Here is a 22,458-nt window from a genome sequence, read left to right as displayed (position 1 = left end):
ACCTTTGCGCCCCTTTGCGCCCACCTTTGCGCCCCTTTGCGTTGAACAACAGATATAATAAATACACCCTACACCCCCAGCAACCATGAAACGTCACCTCGCCATTATTAGCTGTATATTACTGCTACCCCTTCCCGTCCTAGGGGAAATCACCCACAGCAAAACCTCAAAACCCCCCATAGCAGATGAATGTCAACTTATACCAGAAGACCCAGATACGGGAGCATATTCCGAAAGACAACTACAACAGCTTGTGAGACAAATCACAGTTAAAGTCAGGGGAGAGCGTGACGTAGCATCGGGGACAATTTTAGCCAAAGCTAAAACAGGTAGCTCGTACTTAGTAATAACCAACGCCCATGTAGTCAGGAGAATTAACCCCAAAAGCCTGAATATTCAAACACTAGACGGTAAAACTCATCCAGTCAAATTGCTTCCTGATGCAAACCTTGGTCAATTAGACCTAGCTATATTAGAATTTAACTCAAATCAGCAATATTGCTTACCACCAGAAGTTGCTAACTTTGATATTGATATAGATACCCCAGTCATGGCGGGGGGATACCCCAGTACAGAAAATAATATAGTATTTAGATCGGGAAGAGTTAGAAAAATTGTTTCCCAACCGAGTTTAAAAGAGGGTTATGAAATTGGCTACGACAGCGACATTGAGCAGGGGATGAGCGGCGGTGCGATTCTCAGTGCCTACGGGTATTTACTGGGAGTTAATGGTATGAGCCAATACCCCATATTAAATTTAGGTTATGTCCGTGCTGATGGACAAGAACCCACAGCAGCAGAAATTGAGGAATGGCGTGGGTATAGTTGGGGAATCCCTGTAAGTAGGGTGTTAGATGCGGTTAAACCAGAGGTGTTAACTGCTTATGGTTTACCCCAACGCCAACTCCCACCCCTACCCCAGACGGAGATCCCTGGTTATCAAGTCCCGGAAGTACCATTAACAGGGTGGTTAGGGGAATTGGAGGAAAAAGCTAAACAAATTACTGTCAGGATTGATAGTAGTAGTCAAAATAATGGTTCAGGTGTAATTATTAATCAGGAAGGAAATAGTTACATAGTCCTGACTGCAGCTCATGTGGTGTGTGAGAAGAAAGGGGGAATGGGGGAATGTCACCCCTATACTTACACTATTGTCACCGCTGATGGTCAAACACATCGAGTGGAACCTGGTAGTATTCAATATAATGAAGGGGTGGATTTAGCAGTAGTTAAGTTTAGGAGTAACCGGAGTTATGCAGTTGCTACCTTAGCTAAATATCCGACCCGAGATAATCAATATATGTTAACAGGGGGGTATCCGAGACTGGGGACAAGTTCACCCTGGCGGTTGACATTAGGACAAACTTGGAGTAGGGAAAGGGGGTTAATCCAAACTACTCTGTCAAGTTCCCAAACTAACAAGGATCCGGGAGCGCAATTATTACAAGCTGTGGGTCAAGCTGCGGGAGCTGTAGACGGGGGATATGAGTTAGTTTACAGCAGTATTACCCTGGGTGGGATGAGTGGGGGTCCGGTGTTGGATACTCAGGGACGAGTAATTGGGATTCATGGAAAAGCGGAGGGGGTGAGGAATATTGCTTGGGGTGACATACACATAGGTAATAGTTTAGGGATTCCCATTAGTACCTTTTTAGCTTTAGCACCGAGATGGAATACCCGACCGCAAGGGGTGGAAAATACAAGACCACGGGAGTTAAGTCTGGAGGATGTGGAATCTATTCAAAATACTATTCTCTCAATTCCAGTTCCCCAGGGGGATGCTGATGCTAGATTGTGGATTGAACGGGGGAATCAATTGTGGCGGTTACGTCGCTATGATGAGGCGGTAGAGGCTTTTGAGCGGGCGATCGCCCAAAAACCAGAGTTTTTTATTGATTTGGCTTATTATGGTCAGGGTTTGGCTTTAGGCGGGAGTAAACAATTCAAAGCAGCAGCAGCAGCGTTAGAATTGGCGGTAAAGGCTAACCCTAAATTTGTCCCCGCTTGGGATTATCTGAGTATAGTTTATAGGCAATTACAGGAGCTGGATAGGGCGCTGGGTGCTATCAATGAGGCGATTAGGCTGGAGCCTGGTAATCCTAATTTGTATAATCAGAAGTATTGGGTGTTGTTGAATTTACAGAGGTATGCAGAGGCTGAGTTGGCGATAAATCAGGCGATTGAACTCAGTCCCCGTGCTGCTTTTTACAACAATCGCGGTCGTGTTTACCTTGACCAGCAAAAATGGGATTTAGCTTTGGCTGATTTCAACCAAGCTATTGGGATTAATCCTAATTATGCTGATGCTTACATCATTCGCGGTACTGTTTACCTTAACCTGAAAAAATGGGATTTAGCTGTGGCTGATTATAGCAAAGCTATTGAACTTAATCCTGATAATTCTCTGACTTACACAGGTCGCGGTCTTGTTTACTATAACCTGAAAAAATGGGATTTAGCTTTGGCTGATTATAACAAAGTCATTGAACTTAGTCCTAATGATGCTCAAGGTTACACTGGTCGCGCTTTTGTTTACCTTGACCTGAAAAAATGGGATTTAGCTGTGGCGGATTATAGCAAAGCTATTGAACTTAATCCTAATGATGCTCAAGGTTACATCAATCGCGGTAATGTTTACTATAACCTGAAAAAATTGGATTTAGCTGTGGCTGATTATAACAAAGCTATTGCGATTAATCCTAATTTAGCTCAAGGTTATATTAATCGCGGTACTGTTTACTTTGACCTGAAAAAATGGGATTTAGCTCTGGCTGATTTCAACCAAGGCATTGAACTTAATCCTAATGATGTTCAAGGTTACATCATTCGCGGTCTTTTTTACCGTGAGTTCAAAGAATGGGATTTAGCTATAGCTGATTTTACCCAAGCCATTGAACTTGCTCCTGATTTTCTTTTAGCTAACTTTCGTATTTTGGCTTACACGTTACGCAGTCATATTTACCGTGAGTTGAAAGAATGGGATTTAGCATTGGCTGATTACACCCAAGTTATTGAATTTAATCCTAATTTAGCTCAAGGTTACATTTGGCGGGGTGTTGTTTACGTTAACCAGAAAAGATGGGATTTAGCATTGGCTGATTTTAACCAAGCTATTGGGATTAATCCTAATTTAGCTCAAGCTTACTACAATCGCGGTGTTGTTTACCACTCACAACAAAACTATACAGCAGCGCTAGCTGAGTACAATCAAGCTCTGAGCAAAGATAAAAACAACTTACCAGCTATTAATAACATAGGTTTGATTAAATATGAACAGGGAGATAAAACCACTGCTATTAAACAATGGGAAGAAGCTATAAAAGTTAACAATAAAGTGGCAGAACCTATACTAGCCTTAGCTGTGGCTTTATATACCCAAGGACAACAAGAAAAAGCCTATGAGTTAGCTACAACAGTTTTAAACCTAGACAAAACCTTTGCTGATGTGGAGGTTTTGAGAAAGAATCTTTGGGGGGATAAAATTATCAGTGATGCTCAGAAGTTGTTATCTACCCCCACAATCAAAACTCTGTTATCCCAAATCAAGGAATAGTCTACCGAAAATGTTCACTTTCAGATATCTTGATAGTCTTGCTGTTTGTCAACTTGAGGTGATGTAGTGCCAGTAAATGTTGATAAACCCCACTTGTGGAAACAAGATATTGCCCAGTCCGTAGACTTTTACAACAGTTGGTTTATGGAATTTGCTCCTAGGGCTTACCTTGAAACTCGCATTGTCACAACTCAACAAGTTGAATCAGCATTGACTTGGACAGCCAATCTAACCAACATCACCCCCACAGTCCTGCGCCAACATCCATCCGTACTACCAATACTGCGGATGACAACAGCACCACCCATCGCTCGTGACCGTCTGATGGGACTAGCCGGGGTGTCACCCAATCTTGTCAAAAACATGGAAGACAAGCAACGCATCCCACCAAAAATGGATACCACAATGCTGGATGCCGAACTGGCAAAAATCGCTCAGGTGATAGCACGGCTAATTGATAAAGACATCTTCCCTTGGCTAGAAACAAAGCTAGATCCCACAGAGACACAAATCCACCGATCAGCAACCATTGTTGCCGACCGTCTTTGTGGAGCCTTGGCTGACCCTATTATTCGTAACACCCAAGAACAAAGACAACTGGCCACAATTAGGCAGTGGTTAGAAGAACGAGGTTACTCTTACATCAAGGGAGGTAGTGGACTAAGATTTGAAACCATGCAACCAGGAACCTTCGTGTTTCGGCTCAACATTCCCGTCAGTTTGCAGTCTGGCAACAAACAAGTCAACATCCCCATTGATGCCGTGATCATGCCCAGACAGTCTGCTCCTGGCGATTTACCTCTCCTCATTGAAGCTAAATCAGCTGGAGATTTTACCAACCCCAACAAGCGACGCAAAGAAGAAGCCATTAAAGTTGCTCAACTCAGGAGCAACTACGGTAATACAGTCCGTTTTGTTCTATTTCTTTGTGGTTATTTTGACAGCGGCTATTTAGGCTATGAAGCAGCCGAAGGAATTGACTGGTTATGGGAACATCGCATTGATGACCTAGCATTATTTGGCGTTTGACTTTCCCTCTGGCTGAAGCTGTATCGCTTCAAACATCCTCTGACGTGAAACGAGTTTTTTATGAATGTAACTACAACTACTGAGCAAGCACGGGTGTTCCGTCAATTACAACTAGATGCAGTCAAAACCCAAGCCGAACGCAATAAATTGGGACAATTTGCCACACCCACAGATTTGGCATTCGACATTGTGCAATATGCAAAAGAGTTATTAACACCACATTCCCAAATCCGGTTTCTTGACCCCGCTTTTGGTACAGGTGCTTTTTATTCCGCATTATTACAGCTATTTTCACCCATACAAGTAAAAGAAGCTGTAGGTTATGAAATTGATTCACACTACGGCTTGGAGGCAATTTCATTTTGGCGCGACACACCACTACAATTACATTTAGCTGACTTTACCCAAGCTATACCACCTAGCTGTGATGATAAAAAAGCTAACTTACTCATTTGTAATCCTCCTTATGTACGACATCATCATTTAAGCCGAATTGAAAAGCAGCGATTACAAAATCAAACTTTTCAGATCACAGGAATAAAACTCAGTCAGTTAGCTAGTCTTTACTGCTATTTCTTGTGCATGGCTGATGCTTGGATGGCGGATAATTGTATTGCTGGGTGGCTCATTCCTAGTGGATTTATGGACGTAAATTATGGACAACAAATTAGGGAGTATCTGTTAAGCAGTGTTACCTTGTTGCGTGTTCATTTGTTTCATCCAAATAATGTCCAGTTTGCAGATGCTTTAGTTACCAGTGCAGTTGTTTGGTTCAAGAAGACTGTACCACCAGCAAACCATCATATTCAATTTAGCTATGGTAAAAGTTTAGCAACACCCAACAAAAGCAAGTTGGTTTCTGTAGAGACGCTCCGCTTAACAGCCAAATGGACAAAGATTGGATTTACCCCAAATAATACTCAGTCTAATTTAAAGCAACTTCAGTTAAAAGATTTATTTACTATTAAACGTGGTTTAGCAACAGGGGCTAACAATTTCTTTGTGCTTACAAAAGAACAGGTAATAGCATATCAACTGCCGATTGAATTCTTAAAACCTATTCTGCCCAGTCCCCGTTATTTATTAGTTGATGAAATTGAAGCTGATATAAAAGGTAATCCCATTTTGACACAGCAGCTATTTTTGCTGGACTGTGCATTGCCTATATCTGAGGTGCAAGCCAACTATCCAATGCTGTGGCAATATTTGCAGATGGGAGTAGACAATGGAATTAGCGATCGCTATTTGTGCAGACATCGTTTTCCCTGGTATTCGCAGGAGAATCGTCCACCCTCCCCATTCCTCTGTACCTATATGGGTCGTCAAGATACCAAAAGAGGTAGACCCTTCCGCTTTATTCTCAATCACTCCCAAGCAACAGCTACTAACGTTTACTTGATGTTGTATCCCCTCCCTGATTTGGCTCAAGCATTTTCACAAAATTCCGAATTACTTAAGCAGGTATGGCAGGCTTTAAATGGGATTTCTGATCAAATGCTCATGGGTGAAGGTCGGGTGTATGGAGGTGGACTATATAAGCTGGAACCAAAAGAATTGGGTAATGCTATTGTTTCAATTCCAATATTGTTTTAAGGTGAAACAAAACCAGAAAAATTGCTACTTTGGAAGCTATTGCAACAGATTCTTAGACAGTTCCACCCTAGGGTTTAGCCTCTACTGTGTACATTGCGATCGCGAAGATGCTACACGGGGAACCGGGGGTTAGAAACCCCCGTCTCAAAGCTAAAGTCAGATACATCTGACTAGAAGATTATGTATTTAATCGTCCTGACTGAATGCGATCGCTGTAAGCAGATCGACCAGGGATAAGGTCTACCTAAATCAATCAGGATGTAAATATACAGTCCATTGTATCTGAGTGGAAGGGCGGGCAAGATGCCCACCCCACAAGATTTATGATATTAAGGTGTGGTGCTTTGCTATCTGCTTACAGCAGCGCTTCGCTATCTGCTTACAGCAGCGCTTCGCTATCGCATTGGGGTTGATTTTACCCAGTCCTTTGGAAAGCAACGGATTATGAGTATATTTTTTGTATTATTTGTATTTTTTGTATATAGCATTTCCCATGCTCGTGAGGTACATTTTTTTTTAGTTTGAGGGAATAGGGAATAGGGAATAGGTGTGTATTTCATGAGCCTGAAAAAGGCTTTAAGGGTTTTATCAAGAAGAATTAAGCATGAGAGTTTTCTTTATAAAAATGACTTAATTTATTGCTAAATTAATAATGATATCGGCAAGAAATAATAGTTACATAGACATCATCAACAGCATAAACTAAACGATTTGTATCATCAATTCGCCGTGACCAAAATCCGGCTAAATTTTCCTTGAGAGGCTCTGGCTTACCGATACCCTCAAAAGGCATCCGCATTGTCTCCTCAATCAACTTATTGATTCTTATGAGAGTCTTTTTATCTTGCCCTTGCCAGTAAAGATAATTACCCCAAGCCTCATCAGTCCAAGCTAACATTCTATTCATTTAACAAATCTCGCTGCAGCACTTTCCCCTGTTTAAATTGAGTAATGGAACGTTCTAAATGGGCTGCATTTGCCGGAGACTTCAATAAATACACAGTCTCCATGAGACTATTAAAAAACTCCAGGGACATCACCACCGCATCATCAGCATCCCGTCTGGTGATAATTGTATAGTCAGCATCTTCTGTCACCTGGTCTAAAACCGTTTTTAGACTATTTCTGGCCTCGCTAAAAGAGATAATTTTCATTTGGGGAGAACCTGTACTGTTTATTGTACAAGTATAGCGGGTTTGGGCAAATTGTACAATCCCCAGACTAACCGCTGAGATATAGCAGGGGGAAGCCTTGAAACGCTTGAATTTCAATGGTTTTATCTTCTGTTTATGTCCTAACCACCTTGGCGGTTGCTATATGTATTAGTTTATCGTGGTGAAAAACTTGCAGTTATTGAAGCTAAAAAACGCGATTTTCCCAACTTTCATGACAGCGATCGCCCTTTGCTCCCACTTATCTGATGATGTGAAAAGTCCGGTATCTTGCAGCTACAGTGAGTTGAAAAACTCAGACAGCTATTGTAATCCCAAACCCTGGCAAGATTGGCGAGATTGGCACAGTTAACAAACTCGCCTCCATCAATCTGGGTTAACCAGGTAAAACTGATATTGTATACCTTGTAAAGTTAAAAAAAATAGAAAAATGCTTGACCTAATAACAACAGACCTAATAACAACAGTTGGAGCAGAACTTGGCAAGTATTTAATACAGCAGATATTACACTATTTGTTAACCTCCACCTAAATCAATGCTCCTCCAGAATGTAAATATACAGCCCATTTTATCTGAGTGGAAGGGCGGGCAAGATGCCCACCCCACAAGATTTATGATATTAAGGTTAAGGTGTGGTGCTGGGCGATCGCCGTTCCCACCAGCGTAGTCGAAGGGAACAATACAAGGGGGGCGATCGCGGTTTCGACTTCGCTCAACCACCCACATCAATACGTTCCCATCAGCGTAGTCGAAGGGAACATCAGGGACGATCGTGGTTTCGACTTCGCTCAACCACCGAGATCAGTTCCCACCAGCGTAGTCGAAGGGAACATCAAGGGCGATCGCCGTTCCCTGAGCGTAGTCGAAGGGAACATCAAGGGGGCGATCGCGGTTTCGACTTCGCTCAACCACCAACATCAATCCGTTCCCATCAGCGTAGTCGAAGGGAACAATACAAGGGATACCCAACCACCGTTAGGGGTTCTTTCTACTTTAATACCGGTGCTAAATTCGTGAATTGGAATCATTGGCCGCTGGGTGGATTTTTCCTTAATTGTTCTTGTATTTCCGGTTTTAATCGTTTATATGTTCTACCCCCATTATCTATAATGGGATCGGCTGTTAGTCCTTCAAGTTGTTTATACTTATATATAGCTTTGACTAATTGAATTTTAGTTGCTATTCTTTTGTTATCATCTTGAGAGGTTATATCTGAGAAATTCCAATCTGAGGGTAAGTCAAGAGCCTGTTGTAATACTCGGCTTTTATCCTGATTGTCAGATATTTTTAGTTCTTGCATAAGCTTATTTAACGCCGTCATAGTTCTATTATTAAAGTTTGCATCTTTAAGCGCTTCTTCTTTAATATTTTGTGGTAGAGTATTAATATTATTTGACTGCTGAGGTGTTGGTGGTGTTGTGTTAGCAACCGGGTTAGTTATTTCTTCTGTACTAACCGGGTTATTTGTTTGTGTTGTAGGATTACTATTATTTTTAGCATCTGTTGTTTTTTGTGTATTATTGTCCTGACGTTGAACACCTGTGATTTTTGGAAAAGGATAGAATTTATATAATGTAAAACCCAACAGGATCAAGATGAAAAAACAAAATATCAAAAGTGGAAGAGGATCGCTTATCAAACCATTTATCTTAGTAGCTGAATCTACTGATTTTTCAAGAATATTTTTTTTTCTTATTAATTGTTATCCCCAATAAACTTATTTTTTTATCGGGATGGTTTTTCTTAACTTCTGAAAAGACGTTAACAGGAACCTGACCAACACTTACCTGATAAAAGTAGGCAGATAATTCATATTCTCTCAGTAACTCAAATAATTTTGCCAGAGGTTTGTAAGTAGGTACTATGTAGTAAGAGTCTGAATGAGAATGTAAAGAACTAATTAACTCTTGCCACATCTCCTGGGGAAAATTTAAACCCTGACATTTTGATTGATCAAAATTTGATTTTTGCCTAATTAATTCTAAATCATTGACAACATCATGAAGAAACTGACTACGACAAATATCCCATACCCTATCTTTAATAAATAACCACTGTATGGACTCTGGGGAAATTTCCTCTTTGAGTAACTGCGGAATAAGTAATTTAATTCCCGCTGTTAATTTGTCTTTGGGGAAATACTGACGGATAGCACCTTGAAACTGTAAAGAGGTACTTTCAGCCTCACTGGGTTGTTTACCCGACTTGATATTTAACCACTGTAAAAACTCTGGTAAAGTCTCTGGGATGACTATGGCGCGCAGAGTCATAAGTCTCGCTAAGGGAGGGCTATAAATTTTTTCAGTGATGGCGGTGGTTGCGCCTTCAGCATCAAATAAGCTGTACCATTCTTCTAAAGTCAGTTGGTGATTTTCTAAGGTGTCAATAATCGTCTCTACAGATGGGGGTTTGACTTGTGAGAAATTAATTAAGCTTTGCAGTGCGGCTTTAATGGCTTTTTTAGTCGATGCTTTATCAAGAGTCTTTTTTGGTGCTATGTCATCAGCGCTTGCGTCTGTAGGTGACGGGGGTAGTTTACTAATCTCCCTTTTTAAATTCTCATAAGCTCTTAAAAAAGCGGGTTGGATAATCTGAAAGCTGCGGGGTTTTTTCAGTGATTTTACGTTAAAAGCCCAGGAAATGGGCTGGGTGGGATCTAGATTATGTTTCCTAATGGCTAGGGTGTTGACAGTTATTAAGTTATACTGCTGTGGTTGTAATAATGTGGGATAGGTTCTTACTAGTTCTATATCGTTGGCTGTGGGGTCATAGTCAGATGAAGGAGCCGAGGCTGGGTCAAAATAGGCACATTCTCCTATATTTTTACTATCCAAGGGGTTAAATGTGGGTTTTCCCTGACTTTCCCACCAAGCTATGAGATAGCGCAGGTTATTGGCTCCGGGGGTCAAAAAATAACGATAGAAAGTGAATTTGTAGCCACCTTCACCCCTTGCTTGTGTGACCACAGCCATCACAGCCCAAGTCTCTTCCCTGGTTCCTACTACTCGGCCAATAATGGCGGGTTGCTCGTCGGAAGCTCCTCCTATGGTGGCAAATTCTTGGTTAGCAATAGAACGCTCCATAACAGAGGGAATGGGGTTTAGGGTGGAGTTGATATATTTACCCATAACCCCTAAAGATACCCAAGCACCGTTAGGGTTTTTTTCTAGTTCAATACCTTTGCTAAATTCATACACTGAAATCATGGTTATTATGTATTTGTATTTACACCATTTTTAAAGTAAATAAAGCACACACATTAAGATTATAAATCTTGTGGGGTGGGCATCTTCTCACAGGGGAACGATCGCCGTTCCCATCACCGTAGTCGAAGGGAACATCAAGGGGGCGATCGCGATTTCGACTTCGCTCAACCACCAACATCAATCCGTTCCCATCAGCGTAGTCGAAGGGAACAATACAAGGGATACCCAACCACCATTAGGGGTTCTTTCTGCTTTAATTCCGGTGCTAAATTCGTGAATTGGAATCATTGGCCGTTAAATGTTCTATTATTCGTTAATTGTTTCTCTATCTTTGGTTTTAATCGCTTATATGTTTCGCCCCCATTATCTATAATGCCATCGGCTGTTAGTCCTTCTTCACTTTTTTGATACTGATATATAGCTTCGACTAATTGGGTTTTAGTTGGGTTTCTTTTGTTATCCTCTTGAGAGGTTATATCTGAAAAATTCCAATCTGAGGGTAAGTTAAGAACCTGTCGTAATACCTGGCTTTTTTCCTGATCGTCAGATATTTCTGGTCTTTTCATAAGATTATTTAACGCCGTCATAGTTCCATCCTTAAATTTGGCTTCTTTAAGCGCTTCATCTTTAATATTTGGTGGTAGAGTATTAATATTATTTGACTGCTGAGGTGTTGGTGGTGTTGTGTTAGCAACCGGGTTAGTTTTTTGTTCTGTAGTAACAGGTTTATTTGCTTGTGTTGTATTATCACTATTATTTAACTTAGCATCTGTTGTTTTTTGTGTATTACCCCGACCTTGTAACCATGTGATTTTTGGAAAATTTGGATAGAATTGATATAATGTAAAACCCAACAGGATCAAGATTAAAGCCACAGGTATCAAAAGTACAAGAGGATCGCTTATCAAACCATTTATCTTAGTAGCTGAATCTACTGATTTTTCAAGAATATTTTTTTTCTTATCAATTTTTATCCCCAATAAACTTATTTTTTTACCGGGATGGTTTTTCTTAACTTCTGAAAAGACGTTAACAGGAACCTGACCAACACTTACCTGATAAAAGTAGGCAGATAATTCATATTCTCTCAGTAGCTCAAATAATTTTGCCAGAGGTTTGTAAGTAGGTACTATGTAGTAAGAGTCTGAATGAGAATGTAAAGAACTAATTAACTCTTGCCACATCTCCTGGGGAAAATTTAAACCCTCAGATTCTGATTGATCAAAATTTGATTTTTGCCTAATTAATTGTAAATCATTGACAACATCATGAAGAAACTGACTACGACAAATATCCCATACCCTATCTTTAATAAATAACCACTGTATGGACTCTGGGGAAATTTCCTTTTCGAGTAACTGCGGAATAAGTAATTTAATTCCCGCTGTTAATTTGTCTTTAAAATCCGCGCTTAATTGTTCTTTAAAAGATGTGTTTAACTTATCTGGAACATCCGCGCCTGATTTCTCCTTGGGGAAATACTGACGGATAGCACCTTGAAACTGTAAAGAGGTACTTTCAGCCTCACTGGGTTGTTTACCTGATTTGATATTTAACCATTTGAGAAACTCTGGTAAAGTCTCTGGGATGACTATGGCGCGCAGGGTCATGAGTCGGACTAAGGGAGGGCTATAGTTTCTTTGAGTAATGGCGGTGTTTGCGCCTTGAGCATCAAATAAAGCCTTCCAATATTCGGGGGTAATTTGTGGATTATCAAGTTCCTTGACAATAACTTGCACAGCATCGGCTTTGACTTGGGAATTGTTGATTAAAGCTCGAATGGCTGACTTGAGCGCCGCTTCATCTATAAATACTGCTGGTAATGACCGGGGTGGTTTACTAATCTCTCTTTCTAAGGTCTCATAGGCCTTGAGGGAAGCGGGTTGGATCATCTGAAAGCTGTGGGGTTTTTCCACTGCTTCTACGTTAAACGCCCAGGAAATAGGCTGGGTGGGATCTAGATTATGTTTCTTAATGGCTAGGGTGTGGATGGTTGTTAAGTTATACTGCTGTGGTTCTAGTAATGTGGGTTTTGTAGGTACTAGTTCTATATAGTTGGCTGTGGGGTCTAGGTCGGGTGAAGGAGCCGAGGCTGGGTCAAAATAGGCACATTGCCCTATATTTTTACTATCCAAGGGGTTAAATGTCGGTCTTCCCTGACCTTCCCACCAAGCTAAGACATAGCGCAGGTTATTGGCTCCGGGAGTCAAAAAATAACGATATACAGATAAACTGCGCCGTTTTTCATCCCTAGCTCGTGTAACTACAGCTATCACCGCCCAGGAGTCTTCCCCAGTCCCCACTACTCGCCCAATAATGGCGGGTTGGTCTGTAGAAGCTCCTTCGGTGAGGGCAAATTCTTGGTTAGCAATGGAACGCTCTATAGAGTAGGGGATGGGTTCTAGGGTGGAGTTGATATATTTACCCAGAAATCCTAGGGATACCCAACCACCGTTAGGGGTTCTTTCTACTTTAATTCCGGTGCTAAATTCGTGAATTGGAATCATGATTTTACCCTTTATCTAATTCTTGATGTCTGTCACCTGTACACAACCAATAAATGGGAGCCACTAAACCAAAGGGTCGCCACAGTTTGGGATTTTTAATCACTGCGGTTACCCCATCCCGACCACGTTTTAAAACTTGTACATTAGGTTCGGGGTATTTACTCCCCAACATCCCAAAGGCGGAAGCGGTGAAGTAGTCTACTTTACCCCCTCCTATTTGTTGCCAGGCTGTTAATTTGCGGCAGGTTTGGGGAAACCGGGCTTGGGCTAAAAATCCTGGTTTATGGCGGTTTACCCACAGTTCGGACTGTTCACACTTGTTTAAAACTAGGGCTATTCTGCGGGTAGTTGCGTTGATATCTGTGCGGTCTAGGCAGGTTAAAAATTTATCTAAGCCGTTGGCGTATTCACTATCTTTAGCCCGGCTATTACCATCCACTAAAAAGATAATCCCTGTAGCTTGGGAACAGTCTTCTAAATACTGTGCTAGTAGGGGGTCACCGCTGCGCTGAAGCAGGTCACTAAAAAACTCTCCCGAATAGTCTTTACAACTGATGTTGAGAGTTACTAGGTTAGAACTGCTAATTGGGGGGTTACGGCGGGAAAATTGCTTTTTGAGGGTAATACTTAGGGTGTAGTCTAGTAGCTCTGTTGCATCAGCTTTTAAATCCGTAGCTTCTAGTTCTAACCCCTGTTCGAGTATGTTCTGCGCTTGATTGATCAGTTCTTCCCCAGACTCCCCAATGGCGGTGACCACTTGTACGGGACTGCTGGGGTCTGCATTGGGCCATCTTGCTAATGATGCCATATAGCCGGTTTTACCCGAACCGCGATCGCCTATCACCCGAATCACGGCGTTACTTTGTTGGGGTTCTGAGTTAGCTTTAGCAAACCAATTACGCATCATTTCCTAATTTCCTCCCTGTACTTAACCAATAGAGAGGGGCGACTAGGTTATAAGGTCGCCATTTTTGAGCATCTCTTAAAACAGCCAGTTTACCCTCGGTTCCCCATTCTAGGGTGCGATTGGGTCGGGGGTCTTTACGTCCTAGTACTCCAAAGGTAGATATGGCATAAAATCCCAGATTCTGGGCGGGGATATTCTGTTGTAATATGTGCGTGGTTCTGGGTAAATGCACCTTAAATAAATCGGTTTGGGGGTCAAGACGACCGGGCCATAATTCCCCCCGTTCACATTTACTCATGGCTATTGCTAACCGTAAATTACTAGTCCGTTCGTGTTTATCCATTAATTCCAGAAACCGTTGTATGATGCGACTGTAAGAACTATCGGTTCCCGATTGCCAATGAGTGAGTAAGATTAAACAACCATTAACATCGGCGGTCAAACATTCCTCAATAAATTCTTGATGTAAAGGGTTGGATGAGCCAAACTCTAAATCCTCAAATATTTCTCCAGGGTAGTCCCTGGCGACTAAATTTATCTGTTCTTGTTGTTTCTGAAACCGGCGTTTAATTTCTATATTAAAGGAGTAGGAAGGTAAATCATAGATAGTGTTGACTTGAGAACTTGTAGGCTCAACGGATGCGCCTTGACTAATGATATTTTCGGCTTTATCTGCTAAGTTTCTGGTGTCGTCATTGACGGCTTGCACTTTCAAGTTTTGATATTCTTTGCTGAACTTAAATGGTTGGTAAGCTAAGGCGGCTAAATAAGTGGTTTTCCCTGACCCTCTAGGGCCAATTACCCGAATGTTTCCCATATTAATATTTGTGCTATAGGACTCGTATTTAATTTGTGAACAAAACCAAGAAATAATACGATAGATAAAACAGGTCTAGGAGGAGACAATGATAAATCAGTATCTGCCAACTATAGCAATTCTAAATGATTCATGAACAATTTCTATTCTCTGTTCCCTATTCGGTGTTCCCTCTTCATAGCGATCGCCCCATCACCCATCACCCATCACCAGTCAACAGTCAACACTCAACACTCAACAGTCAACACTCAACACTCAACACTCAACACTCAACAGTCACCAGTCACCAGTCAACAGTCAGCAGTCACCAGTCAACAGTCAACAGTCAACAGTCAGCAGTCAGCAGTCAACAGTCAACAGTCAACAGTCAACCCTGTTCCCTTTCCTCACTATGATTTAGCTAAAAAACTACCCATATAAATCCACGGTAGTTCTAGGACTGACCGATTATGGATGGAGGTAATAAAGCAACGGACTGATACCCGGTTTAAACTTTGATTAATCTGCTGGAGTTGGGTTTGAATAGGGCGGAAATACCGCTGGACAACGTGCATATGGCGTTGTTGCCAATTCATTTGTGTTCCATTGGGGCTATAGCTGAGTTGTTTAGCTTCTTGTGGCAAATTACAAAACAGGTCAGCCTTATTTAAGCAAATCACTAAATGTCTGAGTTTAGGACATTCATAGCGAAAAAAGTCTACCCAGCGGTCAAAGCGGTTACACCACTGCTCTTGAGTCATAAATTCATCTGCATTTACCCCCATGTTGAAGGTCATCCCCCGATGTGGTGGCAGAATCAGGAAAATTCCCTCACTTTTACTGATTGTGTCTAAAATTTTCTGCCATTCCATTTGATTATCACATTGCCAGCTTTTTCGCCATACCTCTCCAGGCGTATCTATCCAGTCTACTGATACTGATTTATTACCGGTAGGTAATCTGACTTCCACATCTAAGGGGCGGTTGTATATGGGTTGCTGTAGGTTTGTGGGTCTGGTTCCTCCTTGTTCATCCATTAACATCCCTTGCAAAGTTTGATAGTCCTGACTGGTGACTTTGACATATTCAGTTTTGGGGTTAGATAACTCCAAAGCTAAATGTGTTTTACCCGCAGCGCGATCGCCTATATATACTACTCCCACATTTATGGCCTTATACTGATAAAAATAACTGTATACTATCTGGTAATAGTTGCGATCGCCCCAGTGCTGCTACCAGCAGATCCCTGGGAATATCTTCATTGTTTGTTTGCGGTTATGGGTTTTACCTATCCTCACCCTCCCCTGAGCAAGGCTACAGGACTGGGACACAATATTACTTTCTTCCTCACAACCGTACTTTTGTGTAAACAAAACCTTTGCATAGACTGTTAAGGTGATTGGGGGATGTATAAGTAATTTACTTATCAGGAAACCAAACTATGGATAAGAAAGAAAATTCGATTTTACTATTTCTCCTCATCAACGGTATAGTGGTTACAGGGATAGCCTACGGGTGGAAGCAAATCACGTCTCTGCCTAGCTGGTATACTCACGGCAGTGGTGAGTCGGTTAATCTGAATCGGGATGACCAGAATGTGCTGGAAGTGAAACTGACTCAATGGGAAGGGGAAAATAACCGGGTGGATATTCCCCTGAATGAAACAGAATTAACTGTGTTAATGAGTCAAAAACTAGCCAAAAACCCCAAAACATCGCAAGTATTACAGGCTACAAAAGGTCTTAAAGCCAGTATTCAAGAAAATCAGGTGACAGGAGGGGTGGTAGTTCAACCATCCCAGTTACCAGATCGGGCGCGGCGGATGGTGCAGCAGGTATTACCCATGGCGGGCGATCGCCCTTTGTATATAGGTGTTACTAGTAGTCCAATAGTCCAAGATGGACGGATATATTTAAGTGATAATACGCAATTAAGTTTGGGAAGTGTAAGCCTGTCTTTGGCAGATATTACTAAGGTAACAGGGCTGAGTAAGTCAGAAATTAATCAGCAACTCAACTTAGCTATGTCTGATGTGGGGTTGAGTGTAGACAGTATTGAGGTTGTGAATGGTGAGCTGGTGGTGCGAGGAACTAAGAGGGAATTAACCACCCAAGATATTAATAAGCAGGTTGATAGATAGTTAAATCCCTTTTAAATCTCTTAAATCCCGTGACTTTTGCCAATTACCCAACTACGCCGGAAAAACCGAGCTAAAGCAGGTTCATCTAAAGATAAATAAATCGGGCGACCGTGGGGACAGGTGCGGGGGTTACGGGTTTGTTGCCATTGGTCTAGTAATGCTTGCATTTGTTCTAAACTCATGGGTGTACCATTGCGAATCGCAGTACGACAGGCGATCGCTACTTGGGCTGTTTTCAGGTCACCGCCCCAACTTAATTCTAAAATTGCTTCTGCACAGTCTTGACGCTGTTGTAACAGTGCGGGTATGCTGCGAATTGCCCAAAGTTGTTCACCAAAGGGGTCTATATCTAAACCAATGGTTTGCAGTTGTGATACTTGAGCGGGGGAAAGTTGATACATAATGATGGCGGGTTCAATGGGAACTAGTTCCCAGCGATCGCAAATTTGCTCATACAATACTCGCTCATGGGCAATGTGTTGTTCTACTAACCACATACCTTGGGGATGTTCTACCACAATATAAGTATTGTTAAGTTGGGCGATCGCTTTTAAAGGTATTGGTGTATAATGGTGTAAATGGGTAGTTTGGGGGTTAGTTTTATAACCCCCTTTACTTTCCGCTGCTTTGACTAATTGACTGACCCGTGTATGATGAAAAGACTCTGGGATCTGGGCGGAACTGATGCGCAGGGCTTGGTTAATTCCCTGGGTAATTTGTTGTTGCCAATAACCCATTTCATGCAAGTATATTTGATGTTTAGCAGGGTGACGATTCCAGTTAACTTGCTCTGGGGGAACAGTAAGATTTAATAAACAAACAGGATAGCGATCGCGTGGTAATGTCCTGTGAAATGCGGATAAAATACTTTGCTCTAACTCTGGAGATTTGACCATACGCCCGTTAATTCCCACTCGCACCCAATCAGGACGACGGCGGTGACATCTGTCTGGTAAACCTACCACTAAAGCTAATGCACAGTTGGGGGGGCTGGGTAATTGTAGGTTAAATTCTTGGAGGTCACTATATTGCAGCTGGGGGACAATTTGCGGTAATAGTTGTCCCGTAGTGGCGGCCGCAGAAATAGTAAACCATTGGCGGTCATTTTGCCAAACTTGCCAAGTCACACGGGGATGACACAGGGCGATTTGTTGAATTGCTAGTTGTACCCCTCTGGTTTGCTGGGCGGATGTGGGTAAACCCTGGCGGCGCAGGGTACAATTACCGAACAGGTCAGACACTGTGACTACTGTACCAGGGGCGATGGCCGTGGCGGCAAATTCCACAGGTTGGCCACCATGACCATAAACAACCCGCCAGCCGACATTTGCTCCTGGTGGACGGCTGAGAATTTCTAAATCTGCTAGGGTGGTTAAACTGTGTAAGGCTTCACCCCTAAACCCTAAACTGTTGATTTTCCATAAATCGTCAGCAGAGCGAATTTTACTGGTACTGTGTGCTAGGGCGGCTTGTTGCAAATTATCTGCGTCCATTCCGCAACCGTTATCTGCCACCTGTACCCGCCACTGTTGTGGCCATAGGGAAATTATAATCCTTGTTGCCCCTGCGTCTAGGGAATTTTCGACTAATTCCCGCACTACGGCGGCCAGGGAGTCGATCACTTCTCCGGCGGTAATCAGAGATACAATTTCTGTGGATAGGGTTTGAATAGTAGATGCCATGAGTTACAGTTTAGGGCAAGAGGCGACCACTGTATAGAGTAGGCATTTTTATGGACATTTCTACAGAATTTTTGATTCTTTGTAAAGAAACTCAGGTTTTCTCAATATTCCTGATAGATTGCTGGTGAGACAAGACAGCGAGAAATGCTTATGAACAGTGACTTAACGAGTGAGGTTCATGATCTGAAGTTTCGTTTGCAATGGGGACAACCAGGGTTTACCATCATAGATGTGCGCGATCGCCACAGTTACAATCAAAGTCGCATCACCGGTGCGATCGCCATTCCCTTAAACGATCTGGTAGAACGAGCTACATCTACACTGCACAAGGAGCGCCATATTTATATCTATGGCAATGAAGATACCCAGGCTGGCTATGCAGTACAATTATTGCGTGCAGCTGGGTTTACTAATGTGATTCATATTCATGGCGGTTTGTCAGCTTGGAGAACCGTAGGGGGCGCTACAGAGGGGATAGCTGCTTAAGATTGATTGGGATTTTGTTGTGATATTTGTCTAAGTCTCTGCGTATTTCCTCGTTTCTCTGTTAGTTTAAACCTTGGCTAGCGGTTTTAAGACTTTATCCAGTAGCAATGTGGGCGGGTGATTGTAAGGCCAAGCAAAAGCATGGCGGAAGGCTGCATTTTGACAGGCTTGCAATTGCTTAAAGTTGATTATATCATATGTTAGCAAGTTTTCATACTCAAAGGGTAAGCGCATATTATGTAACCCGGCGTTATCGGTACAGATGGCGATATCTACCCCCGCTGCAAAACAACGGTCAAAAACTAATTTGAGTTGACGTATATCTTCTAATGTGCCGGTTTTGAGGTAAGTTGTGGGACATACTTCTAAACACTGTCCCCGTTGAGCTATATCCTTTAATAGTTCGGGAAATAATAGGGGAATTTGGATACCGTGACCTATGCGCATGAGGTAGGGTAGTAGTTCGGGGTGACAACCGTCTCTAGTTTCATAGAGGTGTCCGGTGGTGTTTAAGCCCTGCGATCGCCCATAATCATATAAGCTTACCCATTCTGCCATGCGTTCATGATAGTAGCGATCGCCCCCAGCGACATCGATAGCACAAACATATTGTTTATTTTGCACTGCTAGGTCAACAATTGCCTGATTGACCTCATAGGGTAAGCGGGTGTGCATACAGAGGATTTGGCTAGTGACAATGGGATACTCTGGTAAATGGCTGGCTTTTCCTACCACTTCCACAATTTCCGCCATTTTATCAATTCTGGCGGTTTGGCTGAGGTGTTCTGGTGTACGTAAATATGGGGTATAGCGCAGTTCTAAATAAGCTAAATTCTCAAAGATATAAGCCCCCCGCAGTAGGCGATAGATAAAGTAGGGTAAGGTTTCTACTGTTTGCACACTTTCTACTAAGGTGTGTAATTCTAGATATTCATCTAAGGTGTTCCGGGGACGGGTGTAAAATTCTTCAAATTCCCCATATTCAGCAAACTGAGCAATAGAATCTTGACTATGGCGCTCAAAGTACCGCCATAAGACACGGGGAACAACCGAACCGCCCAGGTGTCTGTGTAATTCAGCGTATAAGGCCATAATAGCTTTTTTGTAAATATGAATTTTACTAATTGTAACAAAAGCTCCAAAAAAAGAAAGCCTAACTCCCAGAATTAGTACCTGTGAGGGCGATCGCCCTAATTAGTCAGCTTTGGGGCGATCGCATAAACTCAAAAGTGGGTTAGTAGCTAGTTACTGTTGTCTTAACTAATAATTACAAACCTTCACAGTTGCTCAAGATTTCCTGTCATCTTTTCGCTTTGTGGCAGAATTATAGTAAAATCACTGTATGCTACTAAGATTCAAAACCCAAAGGGATTTAGTCTAAGTGGACTCGTTGAATCAAGAATCTCCGTATCTTTAGAGCGGGGAGTGTGAATAGAGTAGCTTTGGTATATTGAAAACTTTGTGATTGCTATTTATCCTGGCAGCTTTGATCCCATCACTTTAGGTCACCTTGATATCATTCAGCGTGGTAGTCGGCTGTTTGACCTGGTGATTGTTGCTGTACTACGGAATCCGAATAAAGTACCATTGTTTACAGTAGAGGAAAGATTAAATCAAATTCGGCGCACTACTCAACATCTGACTAATGTGGAAGTGGATGGTTTTGACGGTTTGACTGTTAAGTATGCCCAACAAAGACACGCACAGGTTTTACTACGAGGCTTACGGGCAATTTCCGACTTTGAAGTGGAGCTGCAAATGGCTCATACTAATAAAACTATTTCCACTCAAATAGAAACAGTTTTTCTGGCAACATCTAATGAGTATAGTTTTTTGAGTAGTAGTGTGGTAAAAGAGATTGCAAGGTTTGGCGGATCTGTTGATCATCTTGTTCCCCAAGAAATTGCCCTGGATATATATAAATGCTACAATCACATCTATCCCACGACCAATTGAATGACAACGGTAGTTATCCCCCCCCGGAGGAGTATATTAACGGAACGGAAAGCGTCAATATTATCGAGGAACTTAATCGTTTAGAGGATTTAATTCTCTATGGTTTTTGTATTCCTTTCACGGGACGCACTATAGTTGATGAAGATAAGCTGATTGAGCAAATCGATTTTATTCGCCTGTCTTTACCAGGGATTTTTCAGGAAGCTACTTTTGTGCTGCAACAAAAGGAAGAGGTTCTGCTGGAAGCTCAAGAGTATGGACGAAAAATTATAGAAGCGGCTCAAGCTAAACGAGGGCAAATTTTAGCTGAAAGTGATATCCTCAGGGAAGCCGAACAAAAAGCCCAGGAGTTGCGCAGACAAGTTGAGCAGGAATGCGAGGCGATGATGCAAGCTACTCTGGCGGAAATTGACCAAAAGCGCCGCAGTTGTGAGGAGGAGTTGGAGCAGTTGCGACGAACTGCTATAGCTCAAGCTCAAGAAATCGAAAGTGGCGCGGATGAATACGCTGATACTGTCCTGGAAAATATGGAGAAGGATTTGCAGGAGATGTTAGGTATTATTGTCAATGGTCGCCAGCAGTTGCGCTGTAATACACCTCCTACGAATAGTAGAATTTAGTGACCTGTAACACCCAAGCTCATGTATCTGATTATCTTGACTTGATGCGATCGCCCAGGGGATAAAGCAGCACCTGGATAAGATCCCCCACTTCTATAAAAATTGATGGTGAGAACTCGGGGATATGAGTAACGAATAAAAGCGATCGCACTGGCGTTTTGTCAGTCAACAGTCAACCGTGATCACAGTTATAATCAAATCAACCTATACCTAAACTTTTATGACTAAATGGTTTAACACCGCAGGCCCCTGTAAGCCAGATATCCACTATACCCTACCCACCAGTGAACGGTTACCCCAATTAAAACGCTTGATTGACCAACAGAATTACTTTGTCATCCATGCACCCAGACAAACCGGTAAAACCACTGCCATGCTCACCTTAGCACAGGAATTAACAGCCAGTGGTAAATATACCGCCGTCATGGTATCCGCAGAAGTAGGTTCGCCCTTTCCCGATCAGCCAGAAGTAGCAGAACAGGCAATTTTAGGTGCTTGGCAAGATGCTATTGACTTTTGGCTACCAACAGAATTACAACCACCTTTTTTAACTAATGGTAATCCACCTCAACGTATCGGCTCTTTCCTCAAATCCTGGGCGGAGGCTTCTGTGCGCCCCCTGGTGGTGTTTATTGATGAAATTGACTCTTTGCAAAATCAAACTTTAATTACTGTCTTAAGGCAATTAAGGGATGGTTTCCCCCGTCGTCCCCAAGGTTTCCCCCAATGTGTAGCCTTGATTGGGATGCGGGATGTACGTGATTATAAGGTAGCCTCTGGTGGTAGTGATAGGTTAAATACCTCTAGCCC

At 42.3% G+C, this 22,458-nt stretch carries 21 protein-coding genes and 2 pseudogenes; 11 read left to right on the top strand and 12 right to left on the bottom strand.

Going from position 1 to position 22,458, the window contains the following annotated elements:
* Positions 1-85: 85 nt before the first annotated feature.
* The 3 genes from NWP22_RS12190 (at position 86) to NWP22_RS12180 (ending at position 6,175) form a co-directional block, all read left to right on the top strand.
* On the top strand, positions 86-3,553 hold the full coding sequence (locus tag NWP22_RS12190) for a tetratricopeptide repeat-containing S1 family peptidase (RefSeq protein ID WP_280801949.1): 3,468 nt from the start codon (positions 86-88) through the stop codon (positions 3,551-3,553).
* Positions 3,554-3,619: 66 nt separating this feature from the next.
* Positions 3,620-4,582 carry a XamI family restriction endonuclease gene (locus tag NWP22_RS12185; RefSeq protein WP_271733306.1) on the top strand — a complete coding sequence of 321 codons (963 nt, stop codon included), beginning with the start codon at positions 3,620-3,622 and terminating at the stop codon, positions 4,580-4,582.
* A 60-nt stretch (positions 4,583-4,642) separates the two neighbouring features.
* Positions 4,643-6,175 (top strand): Eco57I restriction-modification methylase domain-containing protein, encoded by a 1,533-nt coding sequence (locus NWP22_RS12180; protein WP_271733305.1) that lies wholly within the window; start codon positions 4,643-4,645, stop codon positions 6,173-6,175.
* A 646-nt stretch (positions 6,176-6,821) separates the two neighbouring features.
* Here the strand turns inward: NWP22_RS12180 and NWP22_RS12175 are convergent.
* Both NWP22_RS12175 and NWP22_RS12170 read right to left on the bottom strand, forming a co-directional pair.
* A complete protein-coding gene (locus NWP22_RS12175; RefSeq protein WP_280801948.1) occupies positions 6,822-7,082 on the bottom strand; it encodes a Txe/YoeB family addiction module toxin in 261 nt (86 codons plus the stop codon).
* Positions 7,075-7,329, bottom strand: coding sequence for a type II toxin-antitoxin system Phd/YefM family antitoxin (locus NWP22_RS12170; RefSeq protein ID WP_271733300.1), 255 nt, complete (start codon positions 7,327-7,329; stop codon positions 7,075-7,077). Before NWP22_RS12170 ends, NWP22_RS12175 begins: the two co-directional genes overlap by 8 nt.
* A gap of 162 nt (positions 7,330-7,491) precedes the next feature.
* On the opposite strand from NWP22_RS12170, the pseudogene NWP22_RS18380 reads away from it, so the two are divergent.
* Positions 7,492-7,557: pseudogene (locus NWP22_RS18380) on the top strand (type I restriction endonuclease subunit R); the annotation flags it as partial.
* Between the two features lie 367 nt (positions 7,558-7,924).
* Entirely contained in the window at positions 7,925-8,365 is a 441-nt protein-coding gene (locus NWP22_RS12165) for a hypothetical protein (RefSeq protein WP_280801947.1), read from the top strand.
* Positions 8,366-8,372: 7 nt separating this feature from the next.
* On the opposite strand, the gene NWP22_RS12160 is transcribed toward NWP22_RS12165, so the two are convergent.
* The 6 genes from NWP22_RS12160 to NWP22_RS12135 all read right to left on the bottom strand — a co-directional run bounded on the left by NWP22_RS12160 (position 8,373) and on the right by NWP22_RS12135 (position 14,785).
* Positions 8,373-8,933 carry a hypothetical protein gene (locus tag NWP22_RS12160; protein ID WP_280801946.1) on the bottom strand — a complete coding sequence of 187 codons (561 nt, stop codon included), beginning with the start codon at positions 8,931-8,933 and terminating at the stop codon, positions 8,373-8,375.
* Between the two features lie 88 nt (positions 8,934-9,021).
* Positions 9,022-10,554 carry a hypothetical protein gene (locus tag NWP22_RS12155; protein ID WP_280801945.1) on the bottom strand — a complete coding sequence of 511 codons (1,533 nt, stop codon included), beginning with the start codon at positions 10,552-10,554 and terminating at the stop codon, positions 9,022-9,024.
* A 19-nt stretch (positions 10,555-10,573) separates the two neighbouring features.
* Positions 10,574-10,783 (bottom strand): hypothetical protein, encoded by a 210-nt coding sequence (locus NWP22_RS12150; RefSeq protein ID WP_280801944.1) that lies wholly within the window; start codon positions 10,781-10,783, stop codon positions 10,574-10,576.
* A gap of 55 nt (positions 10,784-10,838) precedes the next feature.
* Complete coding sequence (locus tag NWP22_RS12145; protein ID WP_280801943.1) at positions 10,839-13,061, bottom strand: hypothetical protein; 2,223 nt, start codon at positions 13,059-13,061, stop codon at positions 10,839-10,841.
* A gap of 4 nt (positions 13,062-13,065) precedes the next feature.
* The gene (locus tag NWP22_RS12140; RefSeq protein ID WP_280801942.1) at positions 13,066-13,968 is read right to left on the bottom strand and encodes a hypothetical protein; all 903 of its coding nucleotides are present in this window, start codon (positions 13,966-13,968) and stop codon (positions 13,066-13,068) included.
* Positions 13,958-14,785 (bottom strand): TRAFAC clade GTPase domain-containing protein, encoded by an 828-nt coding sequence (locus NWP22_RS12135; protein WP_280801941.1) that lies wholly within the window; start codon positions 14,783-14,785, stop codon positions 13,958-13,960. Before NWP22_RS12135 ends, NWP22_RS12140 begins: the two co-directional genes overlap by 11 nt.
* A gap of 132 nt (positions 14,786-14,917) precedes the next feature.
* Here NWP22_RS12135 and NWP22_RS12130 point away from each other — a divergent pair, with 132 nt between their 5' ends.
* On the top strand, positions 14,918-15,205 hold the full coding sequence (locus NWP22_RS12130; protein WP_280801940.1) for a hypothetical protein: 288 nt from the start codon (positions 14,918-14,920) through the stop codon (positions 15,203-15,205).
* Here NWP22_RS12130 and NWP22_RS12125 read toward each other — a convergent pair.
* The gene (locus NWP22_RS12125; RefSeq protein ID WP_280801939.1) at positions 15,175-15,927 is read right to left on the bottom strand and encodes a hypothetical protein; all 753 of its coding nucleotides are present in this window, start codon (positions 15,925-15,927) and stop codon (positions 15,175-15,177) included. The two genes, NWP22_RS12130 and NWP22_RS12125, sit on opposite strands and share 31 nt — an antisense overlap.
* Positions 15,928-16,205: 278 nt before the next feature.
* Between NWP22_RS12125 and NWP22_RS12120 the strand changes: the two genes are divergently transcribed.
* On the top strand, positions 16,206-16,904 hold the full coding sequence (locus NWP22_RS12120) for a hypothetical protein (protein ID WP_271733290.1): 699 nt from the start codon (positions 16,206-16,208) through the stop codon (positions 16,902-16,904).
* Positions 16,905-16,924: 20 nt separating this feature from the next.
* Here NWP22_RS12120 and mutL read toward each other — a convergent pair whose 3' ends face one another.
* On the bottom strand, positions 16,925-18,586 hold the full coding sequence (gene mutL, locus NWP22_RS12115; RefSeq protein ID WP_271733288.1) for a DNA mismatch repair endonuclease MutL: 1,662 nt from the start codon (positions 18,584-18,586) through the stop codon (positions 16,925-16,927).
* A gap of 150 nt (positions 18,587-18,736) precedes the next feature.
* Between mutL and NWP22_RS12110 the strand changes: the two genes are divergently transcribed.
* Positions 18,737-19,072: a rhodanese-like domain-containing protein gene (locus NWP22_RS12110; RefSeq protein WP_271733286.1), complete on the top strand. Its 336-nt coding sequence runs from the start codon at positions 18,737-18,739 to the stop codon at positions 19,070-19,072.
* A gap of 66 nt (positions 19,073-19,138) precedes the next feature.
* Here NWP22_RS12110 and NWP22_RS12105 read toward each other — a convergent pair whose 3' ends face one another.
* Positions 19,139-20,164, bottom strand: a complete 1,026-nt coding sequence (locus NWP22_RS12105) for an adenosine deaminase (protein ID WP_271733284.1) — start codon at positions 20,162-20,164, stop codon at positions 19,139-19,141.
* A 369-nt stretch (positions 20,165-20,533) separates the two neighbouring features.
* Here NWP22_RS12105 and coaD point away from each other — a divergent pair.
* Together coaD and NWP22_RS12095 are read left to right on the top strand one after the other, a co-directional pair.
* Positions 20,534-21,025, top strand: a pseudogene (gene coaD / locus NWP22_RS12100) (pantetheine-phosphate adenylyltransferase); the annotation flags it as partial.
* Positions 20,995-21,648 (top strand): DivIVA domain-containing protein, encoded by a 654-nt coding sequence (locus NWP22_RS12095; RefSeq protein ID WP_271733282.1) that lies wholly within the window; start codon positions 20,995-20,997, stop codon positions 21,646-21,648. The pseudogene coaD and the gene NWP22_RS12095, both read left to right, overlap by 31 nt.
* A gap of 31 nt (positions 21,649-21,679) precedes the next feature.
* Here NWP22_RS12095 and NWP22_RS12090 read toward each other — a convergent pair whose 3' ends face one another.
* Complete coding sequence (locus tag NWP22_RS12090) at positions 21,680-21,817, bottom strand: hypothetical protein (protein ID WP_271733281.1); 138 nt, start codon at positions 21,815-21,817, stop codon at positions 21,680-21,682.
* Between the two features lie 51 nt (positions 21,818-21,868).
* Here NWP22_RS12090 and NWP22_RS12085 point away from each other — a divergent pair.
* Positions 21,869-22,458 (top strand): ATP-binding protein (locus NWP22_RS12085; protein WP_280801938.1); only part of this gene is annotated, 590 nt, incomplete at its 3' end.

Origin of the sequence: Anabaenopsis tanganyikae CS-531, assembly GCF_029891675.1 — a bacterium.
In the GTDB taxonomy this organism is placed as follows: Bacteria; Cyanobacteriota; Cyanobacteriia; order Cyanobacteriales; family Nostocaceae; genus Anabaenopsis; species Anabaenopsis arnoldii.
The sequence above is the reverse complement of the archived record's forward strand: the minus strand, read 5'-3'. Positions and strand labels throughout refer to the sequence as shown.